At 73.4% G+C, this 20982-nt stretch carries 19 protein-coding genes and 1 riboswitch; of the genes, 9 read left to right on the top strand and 10 right to left on the bottom strand.

The window, feature by feature from the left end; genetic code table 11:
- Positions 1-2 precede the first annotated feature (2 nt).
- Both thiS and thiO read right to left on the bottom strand, forming a co-directional pair.
- The gene (thiS, locus tag ACFV20_RS30115) at positions 3-203 is read right to left on the bottom strand and encodes a sulfur carrier protein ThiS (protein WP_053671923.1); all 201 of its coding nucleotides are present in this window, start codon (positions 201-203) and stop codon (positions 3-5) included.
- Positions 200-1384 carry a glycine oxidase ThiO gene (gene thiO / locus ACFV20_RS30110; protein WP_385662222.1) on the bottom strand — a complete coding sequence of 395 codons (1185 nt, stop codon included), beginning with the start codon at positions 1382-1384 and terminating at the stop codon, positions 200-202. The genes thiS and thiO overlap by 4 nt, the downstream gene beginning before the upstream one ends.
- Positions 1382-1493: riboswitch (TPP riboswitch) on the bottom strand. (Overlaps the previous gene by 3 nt.)
- A 52-nt stretch (positions 1494-1545) precedes the next feature.
- Between thiO and ACFV20_RS30105 the strand changes: the two genes are divergently transcribed.
- The 6 genes from ACFV20_RS30105 (at position 1546) to ACFV20_RS30080 (ending at position 6591) form a co-directional block, all read left to right on the top strand.
- Positions 1546-1896, top strand: a complete 351-nt coding sequence (locus tag ACFV20_RS30105) for a hypothetical protein (protein ID WP_385662219.1) — start codon at positions 1546-1548, stop codon at positions 1894-1896.
- A 32-nt stretch (positions 1897-1928) separates the two neighbouring features.
- On the top strand, positions 1929-3170 hold the full coding sequence (locus ACFV20_RS30100; protein WP_385662216.1) for an NAD(P)/FAD-dependent oxidoreductase: 1242 nt from the start codon (positions 1929-1931) through the stop codon (positions 3168-3170).
- Between the two features lie 64 nt (positions 3171-3234).
- Positions 3235-3600, top strand: a complete 366-nt coding sequence (locus ACFV20_RS30095) for an Rv2175c family DNA-binding protein (RefSeq protein WP_030848153.1) — start codon at positions 3235-3237, stop codon at positions 3598-3600.
- 302 nt (positions 3601-3902) lie between these two features.
- Positions 3903-4559: a thiamine phosphate synthase gene (thiE, locus tag ACFV20_RS30090; RefSeq protein ID WP_385662213.1), complete on the top strand. Its 657-nt coding sequence runs from the start codon at positions 3903-3905 to the stop codon at positions 4557-4559.
- A gap of 119 nt (positions 4560-4678) precedes the next feature.
- On the top strand, positions 4679-5602 hold the full coding sequence (metF, locus tag ACFV20_RS30085; RefSeq protein ID WP_385662211.1) for a methylenetetrahydrofolate reductase [NAD(P)H]: 924 nt from the start codon (positions 4679-4681) through the stop codon (positions 5600-5602).
- A gap of 56 nt (positions 5603-5658) precedes the next feature.
- Complete coding sequence (locus ACFV20_RS30080) at positions 5659-6591, top strand: hypothetical protein (protein WP_385662208.1); 933 nt, start codon at positions 5659-5661, stop codon at positions 6589-6591.
- A 27-nt stretch (positions 6592-6618) separates the two neighbouring features.
- Here the strand turns inward: ACFV20_RS30080 and ACFV20_RS30075 are convergent, their stop codons facing one another.
- From ACFV20_RS30075 to ACFV20_RS30060, 4 genes are all read right to left on the bottom strand, one after another.
- Positions 6619-8163: a phytoene desaturase family protein gene (locus ACFV20_RS30075; protein ID WP_385662205.1), complete on the bottom strand. Its 1545-nt coding sequence runs from the start codon at positions 8161-8163 to the stop codon at positions 6619-6621.
- Between the two features lie 532 nt (positions 8164-8695).
- The gene (locus ACFV20_RS30070; protein ID WP_366709661.1) at positions 8696-9325 is read right to left on the bottom strand and encodes a TetR/AcrR family transcriptional regulator; all 630 of its coding nucleotides are present in this window, start codon (positions 9323-9325) and stop codon (positions 8696-8698) included.
- A gap of 47 nt (positions 9326-9372) precedes the next feature.
- Positions 9373-11457: a YhgE/Pip family protein gene (locus ACFV20_RS30065; protein WP_385662201.1), complete on the bottom strand. Its 2085-nt coding sequence runs from the start codon at positions 11455-11457 to the stop codon at positions 9373-9375.
- On the bottom strand, positions 11429-12430 hold the full coding sequence (locus tag ACFV20_RS30060; RefSeq protein WP_385662198.1) for an ATP-binding cassette domain-containing protein: 1002 nt from the start codon (positions 12428-12430) through the stop codon (positions 11429-11431). The genes ACFV20_RS30065 and ACFV20_RS30060 overlap by 29 nt, the downstream gene beginning before the upstream one ends.
- Before the next feature lie 167 nt (positions 12431-12597).
- On the opposite strand from ACFV20_RS30060, the gene ACFV20_RS30055 reads away from it, so the two are divergent.
- The 3 genes from ACFV20_RS30055 to ACFV20_RS30045 all read left to right on the top strand — a co-directional run bounded on the left by ACFV20_RS30055 (position 12598) and on the right by ACFV20_RS30045 (position 14834).
- On the top strand, positions 12598-13161 hold the full coding sequence (locus tag ACFV20_RS30055) for an SAV_6107 family HEPN domain-containing protein (protein ID WP_385662196.1): 564 nt from the start codon (positions 12598-12600) through the stop codon (positions 13159-13161).
- 179 nt (positions 13162-13340) lie between these two features.
- Positions 13341-14156: a methyltransferase gene (locus tag ACFV20_RS30050; protein ID WP_385662193.1), complete on the top strand. Its 816-nt coding sequence runs from the start codon at positions 13341-13343 to the stop codon at positions 14154-14156.
- A 279-nt stretch (positions 14157-14435) separates the two neighbouring features.
- Entirely contained in the window at positions 14436-14834 is a 399-nt protein-coding gene (locus tag ACFV20_RS30045; protein ID WP_385662190.1) for a DUF3040 domain-containing protein, read from the top strand.
- A 315-nt stretch (positions 14835-15149) separates the two neighbouring features.
- Here ACFV20_RS30045 and ACFV20_RS30040 read toward each other — a convergent pair whose 3' ends face one another.
- From ACFV20_RS30040 to ACFV20_RS30025, 4 genes are all read right to left on the bottom strand, one after another.
- Positions 15150-17543: a DUF3488 and DUF4129 domain-containing transglutaminase family protein gene (locus ACFV20_RS30040; protein WP_385662187.1), complete on the bottom strand. Its 2394-nt coding sequence runs from the start codon at positions 17541-17543 to the stop codon at positions 15150-15152.
- Complete coding sequence (locus tag ACFV20_RS30035; RefSeq protein ID WP_385662185.1) at positions 17543-18904, bottom strand: DUF58 domain-containing protein; 1362 nt, start codon at positions 18902-18904, stop codon at positions 17543-17545. The genes ACFV20_RS30040 and ACFV20_RS30035 overlap by 1 nt, the downstream gene beginning before the upstream one ends.
- The gene (locus ACFV20_RS30030; RefSeq protein ID WP_385662184.1) at positions 18904-19980 is read right to left on the bottom strand and encodes an AAA family ATPase; all 1077 of its coding nucleotides are present in this window, start codon (positions 19978-19980) and stop codon (positions 18904-18906) included. Before ACFV20_RS30030 ends, ACFV20_RS30035 begins: the two co-directional genes overlap by 1 nt.
- Positions 19981-20266: 286 nt before the next feature.
- Positions 20267-20818: a beta-class carbonic anhydrase gene (locus ACFV20_RS30025; RefSeq protein WP_385662182.1), complete on the bottom strand. Its 552-nt coding sequence runs from the start codon at positions 20816-20818 to the stop codon at positions 20267-20269.
- Positions 20819-20982: the final 164 nt, after the last annotated feature.

The raw sequence follows: 20982 nt of genomic DNA, 5'->3' as shown, positions 1-20982 counted from the left end.
GGTCAGCCTCCCTGGACGGCGGTGAGGACTTCCACGCGGTCTCCCTCGGAGAGGGGCGTGGAGGGCCACTGGGTGCGGGGGACGACGGTCTCGTTGAGGGCGGCGGCCACACCCGAGGGCGAGGCGGTGAGCGACCTCACGACCGTGTCGAGAGCCGTGCCGGGCCCGACGTCCCGGGGCTCGCCGTTGACGGAGATGTTCATACGGGCTGCTCCGTGAGTGCGGTGGCGGGGGAGAAGCGCTTCGGCGTGAAGGGGCGGGCCTCCTCGGGGAGTTCGCCCGTCGCCAGGACGTGGGCCAGGGCGTCGCCGGTCACGGGGGTGAGCAGGACGCCGTTGCGGTAGTGCCCGGTGGCCAGCAGCAGGCCCTCCAGACCGGTCGGGCCGAGCAGGGGCGCGTTGTCGGGGGAGCCGGGCCGCAGACCGGCCCGGGTCTCGGTGAGCGGCAGCTCGGTGATGCCCGGGACCAGTTCGTGCGCGTCCCGCAGCAGCGCGTACACGCCGCCCGCGGTCACGGTGGTGTCCCAGCCCAGCTCCTCGCTGGTGGCCCCGACGACCAGCTCGCCGCTCGCCCGCGGCACCAGGTAGACGTGGCTGCCGCGCACGACCGCGCGCACCGTGCGGCTCAGGAACGGCCCGTGCCGCTGCGGCATGGTCAGCCGCAGGACCTGCCCCTTCACCGGCCGCACGGGAGGCAGCACGTCCTCGGGGACGCCCGGGAGCCGGCCGCTCAGGCTGCCCGCGGCGAGCACCACCTGTCCGGCGGCCACCTCGCTCCCGTCGGCCAGGACGGCGCCCGCGGCCCGCTCCCGGACGACGGTGAGCCGCTCCGCCCACGTGCGGTGGAAGACCACGCCCGTCCGCTCGCACGCGGCGACCAGCGCCCCGGCCAGCCGCCGGGGGTCGATCTGGTGATCGCCGTCGACCCGCAGCCCCCCGCGCACCCCCGGCGCGAGCATCGGCTCCAGGCGCCGGCACTCGCGCCCCGACAACCACTGCGACTCCAGCCCCGACTGCTGCTGCAGGGCGTGCAGTTCGCGCAGGTGGGCCCGGTCGTCGGCGTCCAGCGCCACGGCGAGCGTGCCGCAGCGGCGGTAGCCGAGGTCCCGGCCGGTCAGCTCGGTGAGCTCGGCGGCGAAGTCCGGGTAGCGGCGGGCGGAGGCGAGGTTCAGGCCGAGCAGGGTCTGCTCGCCGTAGTGCAGTTCCGTGACGGCGGCCAGCATCCCGGCGGCCACCTGTGCGGCTCCGCCGCCGGGCTCGGGGTCCACGACGGCCGTGGCGAACCCGCGTTGCGCGGCCCGCCAGGCCGTGACCAGGCCGATGATCCCGCCCCCGATGACCAGGACGTCTGACGACGCGGACGTCGATGTGGACGTAGGCGACATGGGCGTCCAGCCCCTCCCTTCGCCGGCATGACCCGGATCAGGTTCGTACGGTCGGAGGCCGCCAGCCTCCCTCTCAGCCCGGTGCGTCCGGGCTCCCGCGAGTGCTTTACGTTGGCCACCCTAGCCCGATGCCCTGTCCAGCAGTAAGGGAGCCTCGTCCCATGGCCCGATCCCTCGACGGTCTCGTCCTCGCCCCGGTCGCCGACCAGGCCCCGGGCCAGGTGGGCACCCGCACCCGGTTCACCTATCACGAGCGGCAGGGCGAGATCTGGGCCGAGTACACCGGCGGTGACGTCGTACGCGGGCACTTGGTGGGTACCCGGGAAGGTGACCGGCTGGATTTCCGGTACGTCCAGCTCAAGCGGGACGGCACCACGTCCTCCGGGCACTGCGTCTCCTCGGTCGTGGAGCTGCCCGACGGTCGGGTGCGGCTGGAGGAGACCTGGGAGTGGGAGTCCCAGCGGGGCAACGGCACGAGCGTTGTGGAGCAGGTCACGGCGCACGAGCACTGACTGACAGAACGTCAGGTGTCTATGGTGATCAGGTGAGCGAGCAGACGCAGGAACCAGGTTCGTCCGCGCCGCGGCGCGTCGTCGTGGCCGGTGCGGGCATGGCCGGGGTGCAGACCGCCGTCGCGCTGCGCGAGCAGGGCTTCACCGGTGACGTGATCCTGATCGGCGCCGAGCCCCACCAGCCCTACGACCGGCCCCCGTTGTCCAAGGCCGTCCTGCTCGGCAAGTCCGAGGGCTCCGCCTTCGACGTCGACTTCGAAGCCCTCGGCATCGAACTGCGGCTCGGCTGCGAGGTGCTGGGCGTGCGCCCCGCCGACCACGAGCTGGACACCGAGGTCGGGCCCGTGCCGTACGACGTCCTGGTCGTCGCGACGGGCGCGGAACCCGTCCGGCTGCCCGGCACCGACGGCGTGCCGGGCGTGCACCTGCTGCGCACCCTGGACGACGCCGAGCGGCTGCGGCCCGTGCTGGCCCGCCGGCACGACATCGTGGTCGTCGGCGCGGGCTGGATCGGCGCGGAGTTCGCCACGGCCGCGCGCGAGGCGGGCTGCGCGGTGACCGTGGTGGAGGCCGCGGAACGCCCCCTCGCCGGGGCGCTGCCCGCCGAGGTCGCCGCCCCGATGGCCGGCTGGTACACCGACGCGGGGGCGGACCTGCGCACGCACGCGCGCGTGGAGCGCGTCGAGCCCGGTGCGGTCGTCCTCGACGACGGCTCGCGGCTGCCCGCGGACGCGGTCGTCGTCGGCATCGGCGCCCGCCCCGCCACGGCCTGGCTGGCCGGCTCCGGTATCGCGCTGGGCACCCACGGCGAGATCGTCGCCGACGAGCACCTGCGCACGACCCTGCCGGACGTGTACGCGGTCGGCGACTGCGCGTCCTTCCCCTCCGGGCGCTACGGCGAGCGCCTGCTGATCCACCACTGGGACAACGCGCTCCAGGGGCCGCGCACGGTCGCCGTGAACATCGTCGGAGGGGCCACCGGCGAGCCCTCGGCGGTGTACGACCCGGTGCCCTACTTCTGGTCCGAGCAGTTCGGGCGGTTCGTCCAGTACGCCGGGCACCACCCGGCCGCGGACACGACCCTGTGGCGGGGCGACCCCTCCGGCCCGGCCTGGACGGTGTGCTGGCTGCGGGGTGAACGCCTGGTCGCGCTGCTGGCGGTGGGCCGGCCCCGGGACCTGGCGCAGGGCCGCCGCCTGATCGAATCGGGCACGGCGATGAACCCGGTGCTGCTGGCGGATCCGGCCCGGCCCATGAAGGCGGCCACGGCCTAGCGGGCCCCGCCCGGGTGGACCGCCCGGCTTCCGACTGTCAGTGGCGAATGGCAGGCTGGTTCCCGTGACCGAGATTGACGCAAAGATCGATGCTCTCGTCCCCGCCTGGCTCACCCTCCCCGACATCGCCGAACAGTTCGGCGTCGAGGTGACGCGTGTGCGGCAGCTGGTCAAGGACGGCCAGCTCATCGCCGTACGCCGAGGTGAGAACCGCGCGCTGCACGTCCCCGCCGCCTTCATCGACGGGGACAAGGTCGTCAAGGGCCTGTCCGGGACCCTGACACTGCTGCGGGACGACGGCTTCACGGACGAAGAGATGCTGGAGTGGCTCTTCACCCCGGACGACAGCCTGCCCGGCACCCCCGCGCAGGCGCTCAGCGAGAACCGCGGCACGGAGGTGAAGCGCCGCGCCCAGGCGCTCGCGGTCTGACCCGGCCGCGACCGGACAACCGTCCGGTGCCGTGCGAGCGGGACCGGACCTGAACAACCGCCCGACGTGGGGCCGTGGCCCGGGGGTCACGGCCCGGGGGTGCCTCGTGCCCGGGCGACCTGCGCACCTCCCGGCCTCCCGCGGCGCCGCTCACCGCGGGGCCGCGACGCCCGGTGGGGCCCGTCCGTCCGTGCCGGGGGCAGGCGTAGGGTGCCCGAGGCGTGCGCGGCGGGCCGGGGCGATCCCGCGCCGCACGGCGCCCACGCGGACACCCGTACGCCACGACATCCAGGGGGACACGCATGACCGGCACCGCCGCCACCGCACGGGCCCAGCTCGCCGACGCCCGGGTCTACCTCTGCACCGACGCGCGCAAGCGGCAGGGCGACCTGCCGCAGTTCCTCGACGCCGTGCTGGCCGGCGGCGTCGACATCGTGCAGCTGCGGGACAAGGGCATGGAGGCCGGTGAGGAGCTGGAGCACCTGGCCGTCCTCGCCGAGGCCTGCGCCCGGCACGGCAAGCTGCTCGCGGTCAACGACCGGGCGGACGTCGCCCACGCCGCCGGCGCCGACGTCCTGCACCTCGGCCAGGGCGACCTCCCGGTCCCCGCGGCCCGCGCGATCCTCGGCGACGACGTCCTGATCGGCCGCTCCACCCACGCCGAGTCCGAGGCCGCCGCGGCAGCCCTCCAGCAGGGCGTGGACTACTTCTGCACCGGCCCGTGCTGGCCGACGCCGACCAAGCCCGGCCGTCACGCACCCGGCCTGGACCTCGTCCGGTACACGGCCGCCCTCGGCACCGACCGCCCCTGGTTCGCCATCGGCGGCATCGACCTGTCCCGCCTCGATCAGGTCCTGGAGGCCGGGGCCCGGCGCGTCGTCGTCGTACGGGCGATCACCGAGGCCGACGACCCGGGGGCCGCGGCGTCCGAGTTCGCCAAGCGGCTGCGGGAGGCGTAGGAGCGGCTTCGGGAGGCGTGGTGACGACGGTCTGTCCAAGGGATGGACAGCAAGCGGACAATCCGGGCAAATGTCGGCCTGCGGTTGGGGGACCGACAGCCCCTGGCTAACCTGCCGGTATGGCCCTCGGCACCGCATCCATCAGGTCGGACCACGCGCGCACCGTCCGCGACATGCTCGCAGCCGGCAAGACGACGTACTCGTTCGAGTTCTACGCCCCCAAGACCCCGAAGGGCGAGCGGAACCTGTGGAACGCGCTGCGCCGGGTCGAGGCGGTGGCGCCCGACTTCGTCTCCGTGACCTACGGCGCGGGCGGTTCCACCCGCGCGGGCACGGTCAAGGCGACCGAGGCGATCGCCTCCGACACCACCCTCACCCCGATCGCCCACCTCACCGCGGTCGACCACTCGGTGGCCGATCTGCGCAACATCATCGGCCAGTACGCCGACGCCGGGATCCGCAACATGCTCGCCCTGCGCGGTGACCCGCCCGGCGACCCGATGGGTGAGTGGGTGCCGCATCCGCGGGGCCTCGCCTACGCCGCCGAGCTCGTGGAACTGATCAAGGCCTCCGGCGACTTCTGTGTGGGCGTCGCCGCCTTCCCGGCGATGCACCCGCGCTCCCGCGACTGGGAGACCGACGTCCGCCACTTCGTCGACAAGTGCCGTGCGGGCGCGGACTACGCCATCACGCAGATGTTCTTCCAGCCCGAGGACTACCTCCGGCTGCGCGACCGGGTCTCGGCCGCCGGCTGCGACACCCCGATCATTCCCGAGGTCATGCCGATCGCCAGCGTGAAGACCCTGGAGCGGATCGGCTCCCTCACCAACGCCGCGTTCCCCGCTGCCCTGAAAGAGCGGATCCTCACAGCAAAAGACGATCCGGCCGCTGTACGCTCCATTGGGATCGAATTCGCCACGGAGTTCTGTGCGCGGCTGCTCGACGAGGGCGTGCCCGGCTTGCACTTCATCACGCTGAACAACTCCACCGCGACACTGGAGATCTACGAGAACCTGGGCCTGCACCACTCACCGCAGGCCTAGACCGTTCGCACCGGTATACGACACACTGCGTAGCGGCCACTGGGAGAGGGGCGTACATGGGCTGGGCGGTCCTCTACATCGCGTTCGGCATCGTCGCGCTGTGGCTGCTGGGCGAGGTGCTGCTGCAGTACAAGGCGCGGCTGCGCTGGCGCCTGCTGGCCTTCGCCGGGTTCCTCGGTGTCGTCGTCGGTGTGCTGATCCCGTCGGTGGTCGTGATCGGAGTGGGAGCGGCCGCCTTCGCGGTCGGGCAGACCTACGTCACCCTGTCGTTCCGCAGCGGCTTCGCGGCCGGCTGGGCGATGAACGCGCCCGCGCTGGGCGGCAGCAAGCGCCGCCGCGGCGAGCGCGGCCGCCAGGAGCCGACGCTGGAGGTCACCGGCCTCGAGGCCGAGGGCGGCTACGACGACGGGGCGGCCGCCTACCGCCGCGACCCCGCCCCCCACGGCCCGGGCGACGACTACGACGGGGACGACGTCTTCACCCCCGCCCGCTCCGCCCAGCCGGCGTCGGCCGAGACCACCGCCGTCTACGAGCCCCAGCCCATGCCCGAGGACAGCGGCTCGTACGGCGTCTACGACACCGGGTACCAGACCGCGGGCCAGCAGCCCCACGACCAGTACGCCGCCCAGGCCGCCGACCAGTCCTACGCCTACGACTACTCCGGCTACGGGACGCAGCAGGGCTACGACGCCACCGGCCAGCAGCAGTACGCCGCCTACTCGGACCCGTACATCGGCTCGTCGAACTACGGTCAGGGCACCTACGACGGCACCTACGGCGAGCAGCAGTACTACGGTCAGCAGGCGTACGGCCAGGAGCAGTACGCCGGCACCTACGGCGGGGAGACCCCGCCCGGCGGCGTGTGGGTCCCGCAGCAGCGCAACACCGACGAGTACGGGCAGGAACTGCCGCCCGAGCAGCCGTACCCCTACCAGGGCGGCGGGCAGCAGCCGCAGGGGAACGGCTTCGACGAGCAGTACCGTTTCTGAGGACCCCGCCCCGCGGCGGCGCCGTCCTCACTGCGAGCCGCGGAACTCCGGCCCCTCCACGATCAGCCCCGCCACCAGCGCGCCCGACATTCCCGCGTGCGGCAGCCCGCCGCCGGGATGAGCCCAGCCGCCCACGGCGAACAGGCCCGGCACCCGCGTGCCGTTGGCCGGGTGCAGCAGCCGTCCGCCGCCCGCCGCCAGGGCCGGCACCGGAACCGCTCCGCCCGGCGCGCCCGTCGCGTCCGCGATGTCGTCCGGCGTGCTCACCTCGTGCCAGAGGAGACGGTCGCGCAGCCCGGGTACGGCCCGTTCGGCGACGGTGATCATGTGATCGGCCAGGTCGGCCAGGTCGGCCAGGTCGGCCAGGTCGGCCAGGTCGGCGAGATCGGCGGAGTCGTCGTGGGACCGGCCGGGACGCGCGGGCACCACCGTCGTGAGGGTGACCGCCTCGTGGTCCGCCGGGGCGGAGCTCGGGTCGTCGGGCCGCAGGACCGTGACGGTGGGGCGCCGGGTCCCGGCCGCCGTGCCGAACAGGGCCTCCAGCTCCGCCTCGCGGTCCGGGGCGTGCACCACCGTGCGGTGTGCCGTGCCCCCGGGGCGGGCGCCGCGCAGGGCCAGCAGGACCGTCAGCCGGGACGCCGCGGCCGGCTGCGGCGGCACTTCGCCGTCCCCCCGTACGACGGTGCCCGCCGTCAGCCGGGCCAGTGCGGCGGGCGCGACCCCGGCGACCACGAAGTCCGCCTCCGCCACCGACCCGTCGGCGAACTCCACCCCTGACGCCCGGCCGTCCTTCTCCAGCACACCGGTGACGTCGGCACCGAAGTGAAACTCGACCTTCCGGGCCAGACACCGCTCGTGGACGGCCCGCGCCAGCTCCCGCAGCCCGCCGCGCACGTACCAGGTGCCGAAGGCGTGCTCCATGTACGGCAGCACGGCCGCGCTCGCCGGGGTGAGACGGGGGTCCAGGCCGTGGCCGAGGGCATGACTCTCCAGGAGGGCGGTGAGCCGGGGGTCGCGCAGCTCCCAGGCGCCGATCTCGGCGAGGGTGGCCGCCCGGCGGGTGCGCAGCAGCCGCTTGTGGGGCACCGACGGGTAGGGCTCGCGCTCGGCCAGCACCTGCCAGTTGGGCCAGAGCGGTTCCTCCAGCAGCGGCCGGCGGGTCCGGTCCCAGGCCTCGCGGGCCCGGACCAGGAAGTCGCCCCAGCGCTGCCCCGCGCCCGCGCCGAGCGCCTCGTCCAGGGCGGCGACGACGCCCGCGCGGGAGGCGTTCGGCAGCGACACCTCGGTGCCGTCCGCGAACACGTGCCGGGCCGACGGGTCGACCTGCACCAGATCGACGCAGGACTCCAGCGGCTCCTTGCCGGTCTTCACGAACAGGTCGCGGTACACGGCGGGCAGCGGCAGCAGGGCGGGGCCCGTGTCGAAGGAGAACCCGTCGCGCTCGAAGCGGCGCAGGGCTCCGCCGTAGGTGTCCGTCCGTTCGTACACCGCCACCCGGTGGCCCGCGACGGCCAGCCGGGCGGCAGCCGCCAGCGCGCCCATCCCGGCGCCGATCACCGCAATCCGTGCCATGCCGGCGACTTTATCGGCCCCCGCCGACAGCCCCGGCGCGCGGTCTGCCGAGTACGGGCGCGGACGTCGTCGTGACCAGACGGCGGCGGGCGCCGTGGGGTTCCCTGCGCACCCCTGAGTACGCGTACCTAGCCGGGGAGTTGAGTACGCGCGCGGATGGGGGCCGGCCTGCGCGGACGGGAGAGTGGAGGCACGGAGAGGGGCACGGCTCCGGCACCGGCGACACGGGGCGCCGGAACGGAGCCGGCCCGCGATCCGCTCCTTCCGCCGACGCCGTCGGCGGGAGCGAGACACGGGGGAGATCCGGGTGACCGGGGAAAACCGGGGGACGACCGCACGGGGGTTCCTGCGGGGGGACGCACGGGGGAGCAGGAGAAGGAAGACGGGGGAGGGGGAAGCGCCGGTTCGAGGTGGCCCGCGGGGGACGCGGCCACACCGGACCGGCGCTTTCACCTGTGCGGAGCGGGCGGCTCAGCGGCAACCGCCCGCGGGGCAGGGCCGATCAGCGGCAGCCGCCCCGGGGCAGGGCCGTTCAGCGGCAGCCGCTGACCCGGCCCTGGAGGAGTCGGGACAGCGCCGCGTGGACGTCGTCCAGGGAGCGTTCCGCCTGGAACGACTTCCAGTCCAGCGCGGCCACGAGCACCATGCCGACCAGCGCGGACGCCGTCAGCGAGATGTCGATCTCCTCGCTGAACTCCCCGCCCGCCACACCGTCGCGCAGCACGTCCTCCACGACCGCCACGGCCTGCTGCCTGACCACCATCAGCGTGGACTGCCAGGTCCGGTTGGTGCGCCACAGCTCGGCCACGTACAGCTGCGTGAAGGCCGGGTAGCGGTCGATGAAGACCAGCCCGGCGCGGATCATCGCGTCCAGGGCGTCGACCTTGCTGCCGCCCTCGGCCGCGGTCCGCTCGGCCGCCTCGCGCAGGGAGGCGGTCAGCAGACCCACTCCGTGCCGCAGCAGCTCCTCGAAGAGGACGGACTTGCTCGCGAAGTTGTAGTAGACGGTGCCCTTCGCGACCCCGGCACGCTCGGCGATCTCGTCCACGGTCGTGGCGGAGAACCCCTGCTCGGCGATGAGCGTGACGGCCGCCTCGTAGAGCTTCTGCCGGGTGGCCTCGCGGCGCGTGCTGCCGCCCGACGCGGCACTGCTGCTTTCCATGGCCCCGATTGTCACAGGAATATTTCCGGTGGAAGCGACGGTGGGGCTCACAGGCTCAGCTCCGGGTGCAGCCGGTCCAGAGTCCACACCTGGCGCCGGCGGGCCGCCACGGCGGTCAGCGCGAGGGCACCCGCGGTGAACGCCGTCAGCACCACACAGGCCTGCCACACCGGTTCGAGTCCCCCTCCGGTGATCAGCCGCCTGAGGGACTCGACGACGTAGCTCATCGGCAGGAACGGGTGGAGCGCGTTGAAGAACCCCGGACTGGTCTGGACGGGGTACGTGCCGCCCGCCGAGGTCAGCTGGAGCATCAGCAGCGCGAGGACGAGGATCCGGCCCGCCGCCCCGAAGCGCGCGTTCAGCCACTGCACGATCGCCGCGAAGCACGCCGTCACCAGGAACAGGAAGCCCACCGTCCCGGCCGCTCGGGCCATCTGCAGGCCGACCGCCCAGTGCAGCACCGACATCAGCGCCACCGTCTGGAGCACCCCGATCGCCACCACCGGCAACCAGCCCGCCAGCGCGATCCGCCACGCCGGCGCTCCCGCGGCGAGCGCCCGCCGGTTCATGGGCGCGATCAGCATGTACGCCACCATCGCACCGACCCAGAGGGAGAGCGGGATGAAGTACGGGGCGAAGCCGGTGCCGTAGTTGGGCGCCTTGTGCATGTCGTGCGAGGCGAGCCGCACGGGGTCGGCCATGACCTCGGTGCGCCGGTCGCGGTCCTGTTCGTCGTAGTCGGGGATCTTCTCGGCCCCGTCGTGCAGGCCTCCGGCGAGTTTCCCGGAGCCGTCGACGAGCTTGTAGATCCCGCCGTTGAGGTCGTCCGCGCCCGTCTTCAGCTTGCCGAGGCCCTTGTCCAGGCCGACGGCACCGGTCTTGGCCGTGCCGATCCCCTTGTGCAGCTTCTTCGCACCGGCGGCGACCTCGGCCGCACCGTCGTTCAGCGCGTTGATCTTCTTGACGGCGTCGGTGAGGTCCTCGGACAGGTGCGGGGCGCGGTTCGCCAGCGCCTGGGACTGCTTCTGCAGGGTGGCGAGGTTCTTGTCGAGCTTGTCGAGGTCGCCGTCCTGGTCCGCGATCAGCGTGTCGAGGTCGTCCGCGATGGTGGTCACCTCGGCTGCGGCGTCCTTGGCCGTCTTCAGGTCGGAGCAGGCCGCGTCGGGCAGGACCGGGTCGTCGCAGCGCCGGGCGTAGACGTCGTTGAGCTTGCCGGAGGCCGCACGGGCGCCCTTGGCGGCGGTCGGGGCCGTCCTCACCAGGGTGTCGAGGTGCTTGCGGATCACCCCGGAGGAGTCGGCGACCAGCTGGGCGGTGTCGCCGATGGTCTTCTCGTTGCCCTTGAGGAACGGGCCGACCTTGTCGGCGGTGCCGTTGACCCGGTCGGCGAGCTTCTGCGTGCCCTCGGCGACCCGTTTCGAACCGTCCTCCAGGTCACCCGCGCCGGTGTCCAGCTTCTTCAGGCCGGCGGCGAGCTTGCCGCTGCCGCCCTTGGCGTTCTTCAGGCCGTCGGCGAGGCTCTTGGAGCCCTTCTCGGCCTTGTCGATGCCGCCGTTGAGCCGGTCGGCGCCCTTCGCCGCCTTCACGGTCTTGCCGTGGATGTCGGAGAACGACACGAAGATCTTGTCCAGGAAGGACCGGGACGTCTTCGTGGACGCCGCCTGCCGCACCTCGCTGAAGACCGTCCGGGAGATCTGCCCGACGATGTAGTTGTTCGCGTCGTTCGTGCGCACCTGGAGGGCGCCGGTCTCCGGGGTGTTCCCCGAGCTGGAGGCGATCCGCTCGCTGAAGTCGGCGGGCAGGGTGAGCGACAGGTAGTAGGTGCCGTCCTCGACGCCCCTGCGGGCCTCGGCGGCGCTCACCTCCCGCCAGTCGAAGGTCTTGCTGTCCCGCAGGCCCTTCGTGATGTCGTCGCCCGCCGTGATCTTCCTGCCGTCGGCGGTCGCCCCCTTGTCGTCGTTCACGAGCGCGACCGGGATCCGGTCCAGACGGCCGTACGGGTCCCAGAACGACCACAGGTACAGCGCGCCGTACAGCAGCGGCAGTACCAGCAGCGCGACCAGCGCGGCGCGCGGCAGCTTCCCCCGCCCGAAGCGGCGCAGCTCAAGAGCGGCGAGTTTCGGCGACCGCATCGGCCTTCCCCTCTCCCTGTCCCTGACCGGCCTCGTCGGCCTCGTTCACCCGGTCTGCGGCGTCCTTCAGGTCCGCCGCGTCCTTCTGGTCTGCCGCGTCCTTCTGGTCTGCGTCCTTCGGGTCCCCGTGGTCCGACTGGTCCGGCTGGTCTGTCCGGTCCGGCTGGTCTGTCCGGTCCGTCTGGTCCGTGCGGTCCGTCTGCTCGGTCTCGCCCGCCTCGCGGGCTCCGTCTGCCTCGCGGGCTCCGTCCACCTCGGCTTCCCGCTCCTCGGCGCTCTGCGCGGTGGAGATCCTCACGGCGCCCTCGGGGGCCTCGCTGCACACCGCCACGACCGTCCTCCCGGCGTCGGCCAGGGACCTCAGCAGCGCCCGGACCTCCTCCCGCTCGGCGTCCGACAGCTTGAGGTCGGCGTCGTCGACGCCGAGCAGGCGCGGCTCGCCGACCAGGGCGAGGGCGATCGACAGCCGCAGCGCCTCCAGGCGCTCCAGGTCCCGTACGGCCGTGCGCGGCCCCTTCGGCAGGGCCTCCAGGTCGAGCCCGGCGGCTTCGAGCGCGGCGTCCACGCGCCGCCGGGCCTCGGCCGCCCTCTCGCGACGGGGGCGCAGCAGCGCGCGCAGCGAGGCGCCGAACCGCCGCTGGAGCAGTGCCCGCTCGCGCAGGTGCTCGCCCACGGTCAGGGCCGGGTCGAGGTCGGTGACCCCCGGGACGTGTGCCAGTGCGCTGATGCCGCGCACGGCCGCCATGTGCTTGGGCAGCCTCGCGTCACCCACGACGGCCGTGCCCTCCGCGACCTTCATCCGGCCCGTCAGCGCGAGCAGCAGGCACGTCCGGCCTGTCCCGGACGGGCCCACCACCGCGACGAGCGCCCCCGGCTCGGCGTCGACGGAGATCCCGCGGACCGCCCACCCCCGTGGCCCCTTGACCCCGAGGCCGTCGGCGGCGATCCGCACCCCTCCTGCCTGTTCCCCCACGCGCTTCCCCTGAATTTGAACTGACTGGTCAGTGCAAAAACTACTCCGAACCTACGAGCGAAGCAAAACGGCAGGTCAGAACGGATTGTCAGTGCCATACCTCACGATGGGTCACATACGGCACTCCGTGACGTGACGTGCCGTCAACTGACGACAGGAGGTTCGTCATGGCCAGCTATCACGCAGCAGCCGCCCGCCGGCGCCGCGCCACCGGCCCTGCCCCCTCACTGACCGGCCCGGCGAGCGACGTGCACCCCGTGCTCCGCCGGGCCACGGCCCCGCCCGCCGCCCTCGACCTGCTCGCCCAGGCGCGCGCGAGCCTCGACGAGGCCACCACCCTGGAAACGCCCAACGAGCGCTACGCGACGGCCCACCTCGCCGCCCTGCGCACCGCCGCCGCGGTGCTCGCCGCCCGGGGGCGTCCGGAGACCTCGCCCCGGGCCCGGGCCAAGATCCGCAGCGCCTGGGAAGTGCTCCCCGAGATCGCACCCGAACTGGCCGAGTGGAGCGCGCTGTTCGCCGCCGGTGCCCGGCGCCGCGCCCGGGCCGAGGCCGGCATCCAGGGCGCGGCCACCGGCCGGGACGCCGACGACCTCATACGCGACGTGGCGATGTTCCTACGCCTCGTCGAGCGGATGCTGGTCCTGCAGCCGGTCCTCCCGCAGCCCCGCCCGGACCAGGACCGGCCGGAGGGCCCCGGCGCGGGCAGTGACATGCCGGACGCGGGCTGACCGCGGCCCGAGCCCGCCCGACCCGCGGGACATCCCGGGACCGGGGCATCCGGACGCCGCCACCGAGGCAATAGGGTGGGGGACGCCTGAAGTCTTCCCTCCCCGGGACCGGGGCCGGGGGAGACGCCCCGTTCGCGCCGCCGTGCAAGAGGCGGTGCCGCGCCGAGGAGTCAACTGACGTGTCGGACCCGATGCGCCCCCGCGCCTCACTCCGTACCGCCGTGGTCTGGGAGGTCCTCCAGGACGCCCTGGAGCGCCGGGTCAAGGCCACGGGTCGGGAGTCGCTGGACGTCCTCGACACCGGAGGCGGCAGCGGCAACTTCGCCGTGCCCGCCGCCCGCCTCGGCCACCGGGTCACCGTCGTCGACCCCAGCCCCAACGCGCTGTTCGCCCTGGAGCGCCGCGCCGCCGAGGCCGGCGTCGCCGACCGCGTCAAGGGCGTCCAGGGCGACGCCCACGGCCTCTTCGAGGTGGCCGAGCGCGGGGGCTACGACGCGGTGCTGTGCCACGGCGTCCTGGAGTACGTGGACGACCCGGCCGAGGGCATCCGCAACGTGGTCGCCGCCCTGCGCCCGGAGGGCGTGCTCAGCCTGCTCGCCGCCGGGCTGGGCGGTGCCGTCCTGGCCCGCGCCCTCGCCGGGCACTTCAAGGAGGCCCTCCAGGCACTCGGCGACCCGAACGGACGATGGGGCACGGGTGACCCCGTACCGCGCCGCTTCACCGCCGAGCAGCTCACCGAGCTGGTCGAGGGTGCAGGGCTGCACGTCGGTGCCGTGCACGGCGTGCGGGTCTTCGCCGACCTCGTGCCCGGCGTCCTCGTCGACACCGAGCCCGGAGCCCTGGAAGCGCTGCTGAAGCTGGAGGAGGCCGCGGCCGAGCTCCCCGCGTTCCACTCCGTCGCCACCCAGCTGCACGTGCTGGGCGTGACCGGCGAGGCCCCTGGGGCTCGTGGGACTGGTGGGACCGACGAGACCGATGAGGCGGCCGGGGCCTGAGGTCACCCGTGAGGCACCGCCGCTGATCAGCGCCTTGGCTGCGCATGGAGTACGCCACAGGCCCCCCGAATGGGGGCGGCGCGCCGTATGATCGAGGGAGACCGTTCCGGCATGACGGATCGGCCGCCGGGGAATGGAAGCCTCAGCGAGCCGGGACGCCCATGGCGGGTTCCGGTTGGTCAATTGGCGCAGAGGGGCGGGTTTCACGGGGGCGATTCCCTGCCTATCCTGAAGGGACCCCCCGGGTCGCCCCGGCGACTGCACGATGAGGAGGACTCCGTGCCGCTCTCGGAGCACGAGCAGCGCATGCTCGAGCAAATGGAGCGAGCGCTGTACGCCGAAGATCCCAAGTTCGCGACAGCGCTTGAGGGAAGCGGGCTGCGCACGTACACCCGGCGACGGGTCTACCAGGCGGTCGCGGGCTTCCTCGTAGGTATCGCGCTCCTCATGGCCGGAATGGTCGCCAAGCAGGTCTGGCTCAGCGTCGTGGGCTTCCTCGTCATGCTGGGCTGTGCGGTGCTCGCTGTGACCGGCTGGCGCAAGGCTCCCAAGCCGGGTGAGCAGGCGGCCGGTGCCGCCGGGCCTCACGCCCGCCGACAGGGCCGGCAGCGTCGCTCCGTCATGGACCGCATCGAGCAGCGCTGGCAGAAGCGCCGCGACGAGCAGGGTGGCCATTAGCCCCCGCGCAGCCTCGCGATGCCCAGGTAAACGCGTCAGTCCCCGATGAACACGTAGCTCAGGGGGTGACCACCGACTCGGTGGTCACCCCCTGACGTTTGCCCTCCGTAGTTGGGCAACCCTGCCGTGCCCTGCCCGGCAGGGAGCTCAGCCCTGCCGGTTCCTGCCCGGCAGAGTGCTCAGCCCCGCCGGGCTCCTGCTCGGCAGAGAGCCCAGCCCTTCCGGGGTCCCCTGCCCGGCAGAGTGCTCAGCCCCGCCGGGCTCCTGCTCGGCAGAGAGCCCAGCCCTTCCGGGGTCCCCTGCCCGGCAGAGTGCTCAGCCCTGCTGGCCCGACGTCTTGCGCCAGGTCGGACGCAGTGCCACGGCGCGCTCGCGGACCCTCGTCCACCAGGCCGACAGCGCCCACACCACGCGCGCGGTGGAACGCGGAGCCAGGAGTGCGCGGAGCCTGGCCGGGCGGCCGGCTGCCGCGCCGAGGCCCGCCGTGGCACGACGGACGTCCTCCGTGAGGCCGGCCACCGGGCGGGGGTGCGGGGCGTACAGGACCTGCTCCACCGCGTTCGCCACCCGGTGCACCGAGGCCGCGGCCGTCGCGTCGAGATCGCCGAGGCGGACCATGCGGGCCGCCGCCTTGCGCGGCGTCTGCGACTCGTCCGGCGCGATGCCGAAGTCCCACGCGGTGTCGGTCAGCTCCTGCCAGACGGCCAGGGTGTGCGGCGCCGTGTCCGCCTCGCCCCGGCCGTGTGCCCCGAGCCGGGCCGCGCGGGTCCGCAGCCGCCACAGCATCGGTGCCAGCGGGAGCGCCAGGACGGCCAGGCCGGCCAGGGCCCACACCAGGAACGCGTACCACTTGGGCCCGTCGTCGTCCGTGGGCAGCGCCGCCTGCGGCGATTCACTCGAGCAGCCGCCGTCCAGCTTCTTCTGCTCCGGCGTGCAGGTCTCGCTCGCCGAGGGCGCCGCGGACGGCGCGGTGGACGCCGACTGGGAAGGACGGGCGTCGTCCGGGACCGACGTGCCCGGGTTGTCGGGCAGGGTGTACGCCGGTATGGAACCGCGGTTCGGGGTCGGCTCGAAGCGGGTCCACCCCACGCCCTCGAAGTACAGCTCGGGCCAGGCGTGCGCGTCCCGCAGCCCCACCGACACCGAGCCGTCCGCCTGCGGGGACCCGGGCGCGAAGCCCACCGCCACCCGGGCCGGTATGCCCAGGGAGCGGGCCATCGCCGCCATCGAGAAGGAGAAGTGCACGCAGAAGCCCTGCTTGTCCTTCAGGAAACGGGCGATCGCCTGCGAGCCGCTGCCCACCTGCACCTGCGTGTCGTACTCGAAGCCGCCGGACACGGCGAACCAGTCCTGGAGCTTGACCGCCCGGTCGTAGGGGTTGGCCGCGCCCGCGGTGACCTTGCGGGCGGTGCGGGACACCACCGACGGCAGCGAGTCGGGGAGCTCGGTGAACTCGCGCTCGATGTCCGCGGGCGCCGGTGCGGCCGCGGCGAGCTGCTCCGCCGTCGGCCGCACGTCCAGGCTCTTGACCTGGTACGTCAGGCCCCGTGTGTTCTGCCCGTGATCGCCGACCAGCGTCATGCCCTGCGGCTCGTACCGCCAGTTGCCGCTGATGCGCACCCCGCTCGGCGGGTACGGCATGGGCAGCCAGTCCTGTGCGTACCAGTCGGCCGCCGTGATCGCGGTGTCGAATTCCGTGCGCTTGACGTCCGGACTGAGGCCGACCGGGTCCGGGAAGGAGCCGTCGGGGACGGCGGTGATGGACCGCCGCGACGGCTTCCACGTGGTGCCGTCGAAGTCGTCGAGGGACACGATCCGCAGATACAGGTCCGAAACGTCTGCCGCCCCGGTCCGCACGGACAGCACCTGCTGGTCCTCGTCCGCGTTGAGGCTGTCCCGCAGGGAAACCAGGGGGTTCACGGCGGAGATCGTGCCCCCGCCGCCGGATCCGCCACCCGCGCCCGCTCCCACCGAGTCGAGCAGGCCGCCGTTCATCGTGGGCAGGGCGAGCGGCACCACCAGGGCGATGCCCAGCGCGACCACGCCGATGCGCCGGCCGGTGCGGACCGGGGCGACCACGCCGCTCGACTCCCCGCCCGCCGTGCGCTGAGCGCCGCCGAAGACCCGCCCCCACTGCGAGAGCCGGTCCCGCCCCTCGGCCAGCAGCAGCATCAGATAGCCGGCCGCCGCCACCAGGAACCACAGCCAGTCCGAGCCCCCGTCCGACAGCCCTGCCGCCACCGAGTACAGGGCGAGCAGGGGCAGCCCGGCCGGAGCGGCGCTGCGGAAGGTGACCGCGAGGGTGTCCACCAGCAGTCCGACGACCAGCACCCCGGCCAGCAGCATCAGCCGGATGCCGTCGGACTCCAGCGGTGCCGGAATGGCGTACCGCGCTATGTCGTCACCGCCCTGCCGCAGCAGCAGCGCGAACCGGTCGAAGGCCTGCGGCCCGGGAATCACCCCGGCCAGCGCCTGCTCACGGGCGAACACGAAGGTCAGCAGGGCCACGGTCACCACGGCCTGGGCCGCCACCGTCAGCGGCCGGGCCAGCGGCACCCGGCGGGCGGCCGCTCCCACGCCCGACTGCAGCGCCAGCAGGAAAGCCGCCTGCACGATCCAGGTGGCCGGTCTGACGAGGGGCAGCAGGGCGCACGCGGCCATCAGCGTGGCCGCCCAGGCGCCCAGGGTCAGTCGTACCCGCCCGCTCATCACGGTCCCTCCCCGCCGCTCGCGGCGGCCACGCCCCTGCGCTCCCGGTCGGCCAGGCGCCACAGCTCGTCCATGGCGGCCCCCCGCGGCACACGCAGGGCCGTCCAGCCGGCCTCGCGCAGCATCCGCAGCCGCTCTCCGCTCCTGTCCGACGGGCCGGCCACGTCACTCGGTTCCCGCATCCAGGTGTCGCTGTCCAGTACGAAGGCCACCGCCCCCGGGCTGCGCTGACGCATCCGGCCCAGCACGGCGGCCTGGTCCTCGTCCAGATCGCCGAGGAAGGCCACCAGCAGCCCCTCGTTCCCGCCGCGCAGCACGTCGTAGGCCCGGGACAGGCCCGCGCCGTCGGAGTGGCCGATCACCGCGAGGGTGTCCATCATCAGGCCGGCCGCGTCCGCCGACTCCTGGCTCGCGCCCGCGAAGCCGTCCGTGCCCTCACCGGGCACCACGTCGCCGGTGTCGGTCAGCAGCCGTACCGAGTAGCCCCGTTCGATCATGTGCACCAGGACCGAGGCGGCACCCGACACGGCCCACTCGAAGGGCGAGTCGGGCCCCGCGCCCTGGTAGGCGATGCCCCGGGTGTCCAGCAGCACCGTGCACCGGGCGCGCTGCGGCTGTTCCTCGCGGCGCACCATCAGCTCGCCGTAGCGGGCGGTGGAGCGCCAGTGGACCCGCCGCAGGTCGTCGCCGTAGCGGTAACCGCGCGGGATGACGTCGTCGTCGCCGGCCAGTGCGAGCGAGCGCTGCCGCCCGTCGCCGTACCCCTTCGACTCGCCGCTGAGGCGCACCGGCGCCAGCGACTCCACGCGCGGGATGACCGTGAGGGTGTCGTACGTCGAGAAGGACCGGGTCAGCTCGCACATGCCGAACGGGTCGGTCAGACGCAACTGCAGCGGCCCCAGCGGGTAGCGGCCGCGCAGGTCGGAGCGCACCCGGTAGGACACCTCGCGCCGGCCGCCCGCCTCCACCCGGTCGAGCACGAAGCGGGGCCGGGGGCCGAGCACGTAGGGCACCCGGTCCTGGAGCATCAGCAGGCCCGTGGGCAGCCGCGAGACGTTGTCCATCCGCAGGTGGACGCGGGCCTCGCTGCCGGCGGGCACGCGCGCGGGGGAGAGCCGGCGACTGCCCGCGACCCGGTAGCGCGTGCGGTACAGCACGGCGGCGCACACCAGCGGCAGCACCGCCAGCAGCAGGCCCACGCGCAGCAGGTCGCTCTGGCCGAGCACGTAGGAGCAGATCGCGGCCGCGACGCCGGCGGCCAGGAAGGAGCGTCCGCGGGTGGTCAGACCGGCCAGGGCGGTGCGGATGCCGCCCTTCTCGCCCCGGTCGGCCTCCGCCTGCCCCGCCCCCGCGGTGGTCATCACAGCCTCCGCGGCGGCTGCTGGGGATAGGTCGGCGCCGTGCGGCCCAGGCCGCCGAAGCCGCTCTGCTGCTGCGGGCCGGACGGCACCGGGGTGCGCTGCAGGATCTCCTCGACGACCTGCTCGGCGGTGCGCCGGTTGAGCTGGGCCTGCGCGGTGGGCAGCAGCCGGTGGGCCAGGACGGCGACGGCGAGGGCCTGCACGTCGTCGGGCAGCGCGTACTCCCGGCCGCTCAGGGCCGCGGACGCCTTGGCCGCGCGCAGCAGGTGCAGCGTCGCGCGCGGGGAGGCGCCGAGTCTGAGGTCGGGGTGGGTGCGCGTGGCGGCGACCAGGTCGACCACGTAGCGCCGGACCGGCTCGGCGACGTGCACCCCGCGCACCGCCTCGATGAGCTTGAGGATCTCGTGCGCGTGGGCCACGGGCTGGAGGTCCTCCAGCGGCGAGACGCCGCCATGCACGTCCAGCATCTTCAGCTCGGCCTCCGCGCTCGGGTAGCCGACCGAGACCCGGGCCATGAAGCGGTCGCGCTGGGCCTCCGGGAGCGGGTAGGTGCCCTCCATCTCGACCGGGTTCTGCGTCGCCACCACCATGAAGGGGCTGGGCAGCTCGTAGGTGTTGCCGTCGCTGGTGACCTGGCGCTCCTCCATCGACTCCAGGAGGGCGGACTGCGTCTTGGGCGAGGCGCGGTTGATCTCGTCGCCGATCACCACCTGCGCGAAGATCGCGCCCGGCTTGAACTCGAAGTCACGGCGCTGCTGGTCCCAGATGGACACACCGGTGATGTCCGACGGCAGCAGGTCGGGTGTGAACTGGATGCGCCGCACCGAGCAGTCGATGGACCGCGCCAGCGCCTTGGCCAGCATCGTCTTGCCGACACCCGGAACGTCCTCGATCAGCAGATGTCCCTCGGCGAGCAGGACGGTCAGGGAGAGCCGTACGACCTCGGGCTTGCCCTCGATCACGCCTTCCACCGACTCCCGCACGCGCTCCACGACGGCGGTCAGGTCATCTCCCACCCGAGAGAAATCTCGGGCGGGGGGACCCCCATGGCTCGCTCGATCGTCATAGGTCGTCACCCGGCGCTCCTCGGCCTTTCCCGTGCCCGGAAGCACGGAATACCCCATTTTCCCGGGCCGACGCCGCATGACGCGGGCCGGCCCACCCCGAACCACGGACACCACGCGTGAAAAGTTCCGCGTGACGCCACTCCCGCATTCTTGCTGCCGTTACCGATTCGTGTCACTCGACTGTGGACAACTGGCCGCGATATGTCGGTGTTACGGCCATTCGAACGCGTGACTGACAGGATTCAGACAGCCGCGGCGGGTGGCGGGCCGGGGTGGGCGCATCCCGCCGCGCAGGTCAGGAGGCCGGGTCGACCTCGCGCAGCAGACCGGTCGTCACGTCGTAGACGAAGCCGCGGACGTCGTCGGTGTGCGGCAGGAACGGCGAGGTGCGCACCCGCCGGATCGACTGGCGTACGTCCTGTTCGGCGTCCTGGAAGGACTCCACCGCCCACGACGGGCGCTGTCCGACCTCGGCCTCCAGCTCGCCGCGGAAGTCCTCGGTGAGGGTCTCCATGCCGCAGCCGGTGTGGTGGACGAGGACGACGCTGCGCGTGCCGAGCTTGCGCTGGCTGATGGTGAGGGAGCGGATCACGTCGTCGGTGACCACACCGCCCGCGTTGCGGATCGTGTGGCAGTCGCCGAGCTCCAGGCCCAGCGCGCCGAGCGTGTCGAGCCGGGCGTCCATGCAGGCCACGACGGCCACCTGGAGGGCCGGCCTGGCGTCCATCCCGGCGTGCCCGAAGGCCGCCGCGTACCGGCTGTTGCCCTCGACGATACGGTCGGTGACCGTGCCGTCGGCCGTCATGGCGCTCTCCGAACCCGTGGGTACCGATGCAGAAGTCGTCATAGGCATGACGTTACTGGTCACACCCGGTCCGAGCCTCCTGTGGAAGTGGACAAAGAATGCCGCTCAGGGGTGGTTGTGAGGTAGCCCACAAGGGTGGTGTCCTGGTCCCGGTGCGAACGGCGGCGACGCGCAGGCCGGTTGATTGACCGGGCGACACGGTGGAC

Origin of the sequence: Streptomyces sp. NPDC059696 (assembly GCF_042733745.1) — a bacterium.
In the GTDB taxonomy this organism is placed as follows: domain Bacteria; phylum Actinomycetota; class Actinomycetes; order Streptomycetales; family Streptomycetaceae; genus Streptomyces.
Note: the sequence above shows the minus strand (reverse complement) of the source record. Positions and strands in the feature narration are given on the sequence as shown.